Annotated in this window: 2 protein-coding genes; both read left to right on the forward strand. The window is 60.6% G+C overall.

The window, feature by feature from the left end; genetic code table 11:
• Positions 1-71 precede the first annotated feature (71 nt).
• Positions 72-425 carry a metalloregulator ArsR/SmtB family transcription factor gene (locus tag FHT87_RS30975; protein WP_183735915.1) on the forward strand — a complete coding sequence of 118 codons (354 nt, stop codon included), beginning with the start codon at positions 72-74 and terminating at the stop codon, positions 423-425.
• The gene (locus FHT87_RS30980; protein WP_183806491.1) at positions 415-903 is read left to right on the forward strand and encodes an SRPBCC family protein; all 489 of its coding nucleotides are present in this window, start codon (positions 415-417) and stop codon (positions 901-903) included. The genes FHT87_RS30975 and FHT87_RS30980 overlap by 11 nt, the downstream gene beginning before the upstream one ends.
• The last annotated feature ends 276 nt before the right edge of the window (positions 904-1,179 follow it).

Below are 1,179 nucleotides of genomic sequence, written 5' to 3' on the forward strand. Positions count from 1 at the left end.
GAGATGATAAGCCGGGCACGCCGGTCGGTCCCCTTGCGTGCCGCTCATCCCTGGGCTATATACTGAACCATATGGTTCAGTATTCGACAGCTCGTCTCGATGCCTCGTTCGCCGCGCTTTCGGACGCCACCCGGCGCGGCGTTCTGGAGCAGCTCGGACGTGCGGACGCTTCGATCACGGACCTTGCCGAAAAGTTTCATATGACCCTTACGGGCATGAAGAAGCATGTCGGCATTCTGGAGCAGGCGGGGTTCGTCACCACTCAGAAGGTCGGGCGCGTGCGGACCTGCAGGCTCGGCCTGCGCCGGCTGGAGGAGGAGGCGGCCTGGATCGAGAGCTACCGCCGGCTCTGGGACGCACGCTTCGATGCACTGGACAAACTTGTCGAGGAACTGAAACAGAAGGAGAAGGACGATGGAGAGTAAGCCTACCCTGACGAAAAACCCCACGACGGAGGTTCGCAAGTCCGAGCGTGAGCTGGTCATTACGCGAACCTTCAATGCCCCCGCGCGCATCGTGTTTAAGGCATGGACGACGCCCGAGCTGTTCATGCGGTGGTGGGCGCCGAAGTCGATGGGCGTGCCCTTGCTTTCCTGCAGGATGGATGTTCGCGTCGGAGGCGGCTACCGTGTTGCGTTTGGCCACGATGCCTCGAGCGCCACGGAATTCTTCGGCAAATATCTCGAAGTGATACCGAATGCGCGCCTGGTCTGGACGAATGAGGAAAGTGATGACGCTGCCGTGACCACGGTGACCTTCGAGGAGAAGGACGGCAAGACGCTGCTCACCCTGCACGAACTCTATCCCTCGAAGGAAGCGCTCGACGAGGCCTCCGGTATGGAGGGCGTGATGTCCGAGCAATTCGAGCAACTGGACGAGCTTCTTCTCACGCTTGGCGCGTGAAAGGCCGGCTGGTTCTTCGCTGGTCTTTGCTGTTCGGTATATAGCCGGTTTGGGCCGAAGAAAGACCCCGCCCGAAACCCATCCTGTCGGATGCCGGGGTCGAGCCACGGGTCTCGACCCGTCCTTCGGACCCCCACAAGGGGGAGGGGCTTAAACTACCGCACCCGCTTTCCAAACTTTCGACGTTTTGGAAGAAGCAGGGCAGTGCCGCAGATTAGCCCATCCCACCTATGGGGAGGGGTTGGGGAGGGGTCTTTTTCAGCGTCCGCTTACCTT

Source organism: Rhizobium sp. BK316 (assembly GCF_014193695.1).
Lineage (GTDB): Bacteria > Pseudomonadota > Alphaproteobacteria > Rhizobiales > Rhizobiaceae > Rhizobium.